Annotated in this window: 7 protein-coding genes and 1 riboswitch; of the genes, 3 read left to right on the top strand and 4 right to left on the bottom strand. The window is 61.3% G+C overall.

The genetic code is table 11. The annotated features are described in order from the left end of the window. Nucleotides 1–321: 321 nt before the first annotated feature. The 3 genes from ACQ4W6_RS25330 to ACQ4W6_RS25340 form a co-directional block, all read right to left on the bottom strand. Entirely contained in the window at nucleotides 322–1,431 is a 1,110-nt protein-coding gene (locus ACQ4W6_RS25330; RefSeq protein WP_436569924.1) for a HupE/UreJ family protein, read from the bottom strand. Between the two features lie 65 nt (nucleotides 1,432–1,496). Beyond that, a complete protein-coding gene (locus ACQ4W6_RS25335; RefSeq protein WP_436569925.1) occupies nucleotides 1,497–3,578 on the bottom strand; it encodes a DUF3500 domain-containing protein in 2,082 nt (693 codons plus the stop codon). Nucleotides 3,579–3,837: 259 nt separating this feature from the next. Next, the gene (locus ACQ4W6_RS25340) at nucleotides 3,838–4,050 is read right to left on the bottom strand and encodes a hypothetical protein (protein ID WP_436569930.1); all 213 of its coding nucleotides are present in this window, start codon (nucleotides 4,048–4,050) and stop codon (nucleotides 3,838–3,840) included. Nucleotides 4,051–4,052: 2 nt separating this feature from the next. On the opposite strand from ACQ4W6_RS25340, the gene ACQ4W6_RS25345 reads away from it, so the two are divergent. The 3 genes from ACQ4W6_RS25345 (at nucleotide 4,053) to ACQ4W6_RS25355 (ending at nucleotide 5,551) form a co-directional block, all read left to right on the top strand. Further along, nucleotides 4,053–4,271, top strand: a complete 219-nt coding sequence (locus ACQ4W6_RS25345; RefSeq protein WP_436569928.1) for a DUF2867 domain-containing protein — start codon at nucleotides 4,053–4,055, stop codon at nucleotides 4,269–4,271. 120 nt (nucleotides 4,272–4,391) lie between these two features. Further along, on the top strand, nucleotides 4,392–5,003 hold the full coding sequence (gene pnuC / locus ACQ4W6_RS25350; protein ID WP_436569926.1) for a nicotinamide riboside transporter PnuC: 612 nt from the start codon (nucleotides 4,392–4,394) through the stop codon (nucleotides 5,001–5,003). Further along, entirely contained in the window at nucleotides 5,003–5,551 is a 549-nt protein-coding gene (locus tag ACQ4W6_RS25355; RefSeq protein ID WP_436569929.1) for an AAA family ATPase, read from the top strand. Before pnuC ends, ACQ4W6_RS25355 begins: the two co-directional genes overlap by 1 nt. Here ACQ4W6_RS25355 and ACQ4W6_RS25360 read toward each other — a convergent pair. Then, a complete protein-coding gene (locus ACQ4W6_RS25360) occupies nucleotides 5,548–7,716 on the bottom strand; it encodes a TonB-dependent siderophore receptor (RefSeq protein WP_436569927.1) in 2,169 nt (722 codons plus the stop codon). The two genes, ACQ4W6_RS25355 and ACQ4W6_RS25360, sit on opposite strands and share 4 nt — an antisense overlap. Nucleotides 7,717–7,801: 85 nt before the next feature. Beyond that, nucleotides 7,802–7,899: riboswitch (TPP riboswitch) on the bottom strand. Between the last annotated feature and the right edge of the window lie 166 nt (nucleotides 7,900–8,065).

Below are 8,065 nucleotides of genomic sequence, written 5' to 3' on the forward strand. Positions count from 1 at the left end.
CGCCAGCGGCGCCACTCGCGCCTTGGCAATGTTCCACCCGCGTTGTTTGCTGAAAAATTCAGCAAACAATCACGGGCGGCTTGAAACAAGAGTGTCCGCTATTGACAGTACACCTCAGACACCGCCATGTGTGTGACCCCGCCATGGACACCGCCATGCGATCCCGCCATGCACTTTAGAGGTGGCCTTAACGCACTGAATTATGGGAATACCCACGAAAATTGACAAAAAATCCAACTTGAAAGGCGACCATCTCGAAACCGCTTTGCCACCAATGGCAACCGACCTGCACGTTCTATGAGGACGGCTTGCGACCCCAATTCAGGTCATGCCAGAGCTGACCACACCGCTTACCCTTTCGACCATCCAGACGACGGCCATGATCGCCGCGCTCGCGGCCAGCAATTGGCGCGCCGGCTGATACCATCGTGTTCGGGCTAGCACCACTAACAACGGTGCGACCAACAAAACCAGCAGCGCCTGAACGGTTTCGATGCCCAGGTTGAACGCTAGTATGCTGGCGGCAAGGCGTGCGCCTTCCAGCTGCAAGTCGCGTATCACCGTGGCAAAAGCCATACCATGGATCAGGCCGAACGCGCCGGCGATCCAACCTTCGTAGCCTGCGAACAGCGGGCGCCAGGCATGCACGGCGGACACTAGGATCGACAGTGCGATCGCCACTTCCACTGGTTGCGCCGGTGGTATGACGAGGCCGGTCGCACCCAGCAACAGTGTCAGCGAATGCCCAATCGTGAACGCCGTCACGACGGTGAGCAGCCTGCTTACCAGATGGCGGGTGCCGGCGAAACCGCCCCAGCGGCGTCCTTCCGGGCGCAGTGCGGCCGGAAGCAGCAGCGTCAGCAAGAACAGAAGATGATCGGTGCCTTCCGCGATATGCGCCATGCCGAGCTGGAACAAGTCGGCGAACGTCTGCCACCACGGCGGCTCGGCGCAGCTGATTACCACGCTGCGGTGACCATAATGCAGCGTGTCGAGCATGTGCGGCTTCGCGTCGGCGCTGCCACCTCGGTCACGCATGGCCACCAGCGTGATGTGGTTCGGCACTGCATGGGCTATCAGGTCGATGCCCAGGGTTAGCGTGCTAAGCGATGCACCCACCGGTGGTTGCATAAGAACTGATGCCAACACGTCCTGCGGCGTGCGTCCCAGCTCCCAGTGGATTGCCGCGACCTTGAGCGACCACGCCTGGCCGTTAGGCGCGACCGGACGGATGTGCGCCACAAGGTAAGCGCTTAACTGAGCATCGTTTAGCTGAGCACGCGTGCCGGTGGCGTCGACGAGCGGCGTGGGAAATGCCAGCTTCAGTTCGTCGACAGGGAGCGTGACCTGCGCGCTGATGGCGCCTGATTGCACCTGCAGCAGCACCTCAGTAGAGGGTGATGGGTGGGCGATGGCAGGCGCCCCCAGCATGCCGCTCCACAGCAGAACCGAGCATGCCATCGCCCGGCCGACACATACTGTCATTGCGCGACCGTTCAGAAGCTGCCCCCGTAGTCGGCGGTTTTATCGCGCCAGATCGAGTGATAGTGGACGTCGGTGCCGTATACGATGCCCTGCTGGATGACGAGCTCGATCCAGACCCGTGGTCCATCGATGCGGATGTACGAACGCTGAGCCTCGAGTGGCGACGCCACTGCGTTCGGGTACGCGCCGAAGTCCGCTTTCACGCCATTCTGGCCGACGCCGTAACCCACGTAGGTATTGTTCAGGGCATCGGTGGTGAGGTAAGTCGCCAGAAGTGTACTGGCCACGTCGGACGCCTGGTTGTCGACCCAGGCGGTGATCGCGGCCCGCACGTAGGCTTGCTGGGTCACGTTCATTGCACTGTACTGCAAGCCTCGGCCCGAAGTCGGATAAGCCAGCGTCTTGAAGTTCGCATCCGTGTTGCCCGACGCGCCCATGACGACATCGGTGAATGTTCCTGACAGCTTCGCCGTGCTGGCGGTCGTTGCGTTCGCATAAATTGACTCGGCCAGGTTGTACATCGCCTTGCGCTGCCGCTCCAGAGGCGCGTGCTGGATGCCCGCCGTGGTGGCCGTGGCCGCAACCGTGACCGTACCGCTTACATCGACCGACCAGTTCGGCGGCTCGACGCCAATAAAGTAGGGCGTCGCACTCGTCTTGCCGGTGTTGTAGGTGATGTTGTAGGCCAGATGGTGACCGGCCAGTTGCAATATCCAGGGCGCCGTTTTTGACGGTGTGCCGATGAAAGCGATCGAGTATTGCCCGGCGCCGTAGCCACCGGCGGCGCCTGTCATGTCGGTGCCCGTACCCGTTCCGGTTGGCGGCGGCGCGCCAGGGTCCATGCCAGCCGGTGGCGTGCCAGTCGGTGGTATGCCGGTGTCGGTTCCCGTGCCACTGCCTGTACCCGGGCCGGCGCCGCTGCCGCTCGCCTGGGCGGTGGAGAGGATATCGTCGGCTGCACGGAGCTCGTTGACCAGGTCGAGGCCGGTAGCGCTGATCGCCTGGGCGAGCACGGTGTTTGCCGCCGCCAGTTGGGCGGTGGTCAGCGTTGTGCTGTTCAGGCGCAGGCCATGTCGGTTGCCGGGCAGGTTCGTCCACTGAATGGCGTTATCCAGTGTGTAGGAGAACAAAACCGTGGTCGCATCGGTGCTCACCGTCGCCACCGTCTTCTGAGACGCCGACAGCGTGTCCAGAAACGCGTTTGCGGCATTCACGACAGCATTGGTATTGATCCCAGCGGTCAGCGTGTTGACGGTCAGCGTAGCGCTATTGCTGGTTACCTTGCCAGCAGTATTGGTGACGGTGACGGTGTACGTCCCGGCGTTTGCACTGGAAGCGACTGGCACGCTGAAACTGTGATCGGTTGCGCCGGCGATAGCCACGCCGTTCAGGAGCCACTGGTACGCGATGCTGGTGCCAGTGGCCGCAGCGTTAAGCGTGGCTTTCGCGCCGGAGTTCACTGTCAATGACACTGGCTGCGTCGTGAACACGGGCGCGGCCAGTGTCGCGCTGACGGCAATGGATGCAGCGCTGCTTGTAACGCTGCCTGACGCATTGGTAACGACCACCGCGTAGCTGCCAGCCGCCGTCACAGCGTAGCTCGCCTGCGTGGCTCCTGTTATGGTCACGCCGTCCTTCGACCACTGGTAGCCGAGGCCGCCACCGCTTGCATCGACGTGCAGGGTCTGGGACGAGCCGGTCAGGATCGTTGCTGATATGGGCTGGACGACAATCTGCGGTAGGCTCGTCACCGTTACCACTACATTGGCGCTGCTCACCGAACCATGCGTATCGGTCGTGACGACATAATAGGTTCCGGCTGCAGTCGCGGTATAGTTTGCGGCGGTCGCATCTGTCACGGTAGCGCCATCCTTGTACCACTGGAAAGTCGGGCTGGTCCCGTCGACGATGACGGACAGCACTGCGCTGCTGTTCGTCGCGATCGAGACTGATGCTGGTTGGCTGATGATTTTCGGGGCAGCGGTTGTCGCGGCGGCAGTATTGATGGTGTCGCTGACGTTGCTACCGCAGCCGGATAGTAAAACACTGATCGCGGCAGCGTAGCAGGCAATCTTGCGGCTGGGATTTTTCATTGTAGATGGGACTCTGTCGTTGGGATGAGCAAAGTCTACCTAGCGCGTGTAAGTATCGATTCAGGCTTGATTTAATCTTTCACCGTTTTACGCTGATTTACAAATCGTTGCGCGAAGGTAACACCCACACCTGACTTCCCTGCATGAAGTTAGATCTGTGCATGCCACAAAATAGCGACGGGTGATCCTGAGAGGCCGTTTTTGGCCGAAAGCGGAAGTGGCAATCAGCACGCCTCCCAATAACTGATTCTGTTTGATTTTATGGTTTTTGTGCCGTTTTATTCTTCGCCTGCATCAATGCCTCCACCGGCAACTGAAAAAACCGCGGCACCATGGCCGGTGATAGCTCGTCGCCACCGTCCGTCATGGCCAGGCGGCCACTCAGCAGCAGCATCACATAGCCGTGGCCCAGCGACCAGCCGGCGCTGGCGGCGGCCTTGTCCCAGCGGGGATCGACACCGGCTTCGCGCACGGCTGCGCCCGCCGTTTGCAGCACATACTGAAAGCACGCTTGACTTCCGCTTGTCGGTGCTGCGCAACAGGGATGCTGGGCGCCATGGCAGCGTGACCCTGGCCAGCGTCGTGCATTGCCATAACCGGGTGGGGCGTGCGTATATCGTGCTGATACGCCCGTTCCACAAGCTGATCGTGCAGCGCTCGCTGGCGCGCGCGGCAAAGGGCGGCTTTTCCTGAGTGCTGCAATAGCCACGCAGAGGGCCGGGGCCGGGGCGTGACGGCGCGTGCAATCTTGCTCAATCTTGCTAATTCATGCCCGGTATTGCATACTGCACCACCAGCCTCATCACGATTCCCATGAACGATACGCTTCTCCTGCTGGGTTTTGCCACCACGCCGCTTGAACTGATTTCCTTTGTCCTGGCACTGACAACCGTTGCGCTCAACATCCGCCAGAACCACTGGGCCTGGCTGTTTGCCATCATTTCCTCGGCCGCCTACGGTTTCGTGTTTTTCGAGTCGCGCCTGTATGGCGACATGGCCTTGCAGCTGCTGTTCATCAGCGTCTCATTCTGGGGCTGGTATCAATGGCTGCACCCGGCCAGCGGCGGCAAGACCTTGCCCGTGACGCGCCTGGACGGGCGTGGCTGGGCGGCCTGCGCCGTGGGCTGGCTGATCGGCTTCCTGCTCATCGCCTGGCTGCTGACGACGACCGACACGGACGTGCCGCACGCGGACGGCTTTTTGACGGCTGGCAGCCTGGTGGGGCAATTCTTGCTGTCGCGCAAGAAACTGGAAAACTGGATCGCCTGGATCATCGTCGACGTGCTGTATGTGTGGCTGTATGTACATAAAGGCTTGACCCTGACGGCCATCCTGTATGCCTTCTTTGTCGTGATGGCCATCATCGGCTTGCTGGCATGGAGAAAATCGGCGCCTGCCGCACCCGACGCGATGGTCCTCAAGTGATGGCGCATTGCGTGCGCGTGGCGATACTGGGTGCGGAATCGTCGGGCAAGTCGACCCTGGCGGCTGCCCTGGCCGAACGCTATGGCAGCGTCTGGGTGCCGGAATACTTGCGCGAATTCGTGGCAACGCAGGGCAGGGTGCCCGTCGCTGGCGATCAGTATGGTATTGCGCGTACGCAAGTGGAACGCGAAGCGGCCGCTGCCGCGCAGGCGCGCCAATTCCTGTTTTGCGACACCACGCCCTTGATGACGGTGGTCTACAGCCGTCATTATTTTGATGGTGCAGATGCGCAACTGACAGCGCTGGCCGATGCCGCGCAGTATGACCTGACCCTGGTGACGGCGCCCGACAGCCCCTGGGTGGCCGACGGCTTGCAGCGTGAGTCGGAAGCCGTGCGCCAGCTGATCTATCGCCTGCTGCTCGATGAACTCGACGCGCGCGGCATCGTCTACCACGTGCTGCACGACAGCCTGGACGCCCGCCTGGCCCAGGCGGCGCCCTTGCTGCAGCAGGCGCTTGACGCTGCGCCTGCTATTTCCCTCAATTAAAAATCAAGCTGCGCCGACACTTTCAAAGTGCGGCTGGCGCCCGGGAACAGATAGCCGCCCGCTTCCGGCGTCACGTCGCGCCAGTAGAACTTGTCTGTCACGTTGTTGACGGTGGCGCGCAGCACGGCTGGCGTGCCGGCGATGCGCGTGGCGTAGGCGGCGCCCAGGTTGAACACGCTGTACGAGGGCACGAAGGTGGTGTTGCTGTACTCAAACGCCTTCTTGCCCGCATATTCCCAGCTGCCATTGATATTCAAGCCCGCCACTTGCGGCACGGCGTAGTCGGCGCGCACGGCTGCCTTGAAGGCAGGCACGTTGGGCACGCGCTTGCCATCGAGATCCACATTGCCCGTGCCTGACTGCTGGCTGTTCAGGGCCGTGACGGAGGCGCCCAGGCTCAGGTTGGCGGAAGCCTTGCCTTGCGCCGACAGTTCCAGGCCACGGTGCTGGGCCTGGCCTTCGCGCACGAAGTGGTAGCTGGTTTTGCCGCTATCGAGGTACTGGTTGAATTCCAGGCCCTTGCGGATCTGGAACAGGCTGGCGGCGACCATGAAGTCCGGCGTCAGGTCCGCCTTCACGCCCAATTCGATCTGCTTGGAGCGGCTCGGCGTCAGTTCCACATTCGCGTTTTCCGCATAGCGGTCAGCCGTGCCGCCATGCTCCATGCCTTGCGAGTAGGACGCATACACGGCGATATTGTCTTGCGGGTTGTACACCAGCGCCACATTCGGCAGCAGGAAGTCATGCTTGGCGCGAATTTCCGTATTGGCCTTCAAGACATACTGGTAGCCATCGACATTGATATGGCGCAAACCGCCATGCAGTTTCCAGTTTTGGGCCAGGCTGACGATGTCCTGCACGAAGACGGATTGTTCCTTGTCGTTGCGCACCAGGCGCACGGGACCGGTGACGCCATCGGACGGGGCGACGATGGTGGGGCGATAGATGTTGCTGATACCCGCTTCATCGTACACATACAGGCCAGCCCGGTCTTTGCGGTTGAAATACGCTACGCCGGCCGTGAATTCATGGCGCAGGCTGCCCGTGGCGAACTTGCCCTGGAGCATGGCTTGCGCGCTCAGCGGCTTTTTCGTCTCGCCCAGGCTGCGGTAGTCCCACACGGAGAAATCGCCGTTGCTGCAAAACAAGGGGTCCCAGCCTTCCGGGCTGCAGCCATACGGGTAGGCCGTGTAGTCGTCGCGCTTGAATGAGTGCTGGTTGGCCGACAGCGTGGCATGCCAGTCGTCATTGAAGGCGTACTGGAAGCGCAGGCCGATGTTGCTGGTGATTGTCTCCACCGGATGCGTCCATGGCTGCTTGTTGAGCATGGTGTCGGCGCTGACGTTGGCGGGCAGGCTGCCGTTGCTCAGCAGCTGGAAGCCGGGCGCCGTCACTTGCGCCTTGTCCTGGTAGTCGGCGTCGAGCTGCAGCAGGGCTTGCGGCGAAATCTGCCAGTCGAAGGCGCCGGAAATGAACTTGCGGTTGCCGTCGGCGCCCTTGATGTACGAGCGCAGGCGTTCGGCGGCCACGTTGACGCGGTAGCCGAAGCGCTTGTCTTCCAGGCGTCCGCCCAAGTCGATGGCGCCGTACAAGGTGCCCCGTTCGCGCGCTTCGACGGTGACGGTGCGCAGCGGTGCCGCAGTGGGGCGCTTGACGATGAAGTCAATCACGCCGCCCGGCGCGGCCACGCCCGCTTGCAAGCCGGCCAGGCCCTTCAGCACTTCGATGCGTTCCTTGTTTTCCAGCGCGATTTGCGTGTCGCCGGGAATGGCCACGCCATCCTTGCGGTAGCTCGAATTGGTGTCGAGTTTAAAGCCGCGGATCGTGAACTGTTCCGCATAGCCGACGGCGTTGTAGGAATCGTTAATGCTGGCGTCGAGCTTGACGGCATCGCTGAGGTTGCGGATTTGCAAGTCCTGCAACTCTTTTTGCGAAATGACAGTGACGGCGGCCGGCGTTTGCAGCAGTGGCGCGTCGGAAAAACCGCCCACGGAGGCGCGCTTGGCGGCCGGCGCCTTGCTGGCCGTGACGACGACTTCGGCCATGCTTTGCGCCTGCGGTTCGGCGACAGCATCGGCAGTGTCATTTACGGCCAAGGCGGGCGCGGCAAACGCGTGCAGGATGGCCAGGGTCAAAACAGAAATGGATAAATTCGGTGTGGACATAGATTGCTCGTGGTTCAAGCCGCGTCCTGGAGAGGCACGGCAGGCTGCTTGTTCGGCTGGCGCCAACGCAGGAGCTATCAAAGGAGGGAGGTACTTTGCGCTTTCCTTCGCTGGCATTATCCAGATCAGGTACGAAGGGTATCTCTCACCCGGATGACTACTCCAGGACCCCTAGCGAAGTGACAGCTTAGCATGAACCACGGCCAGTTGTCCTGCCTGGCTGACCGTTTTACAGGGCGATTGCATGAAGGATAAGTGGTCGGTTAGGCCATAGGGCAAAAATATTGCTTGTAAACCTGCCAAGAAAGGCGTTTACTTTCGATATTTGGACGCGCAAATGGCAAACGAA

Source organism: Janthinobacterium woesei (genome assembly GCF_051380875.1).
Classification (GTDB): Bacteria; Pseudomonadota; Gammaproteobacteria; order Burkholderiales; family Burkholderiaceae_D; genus Janthinobacterium.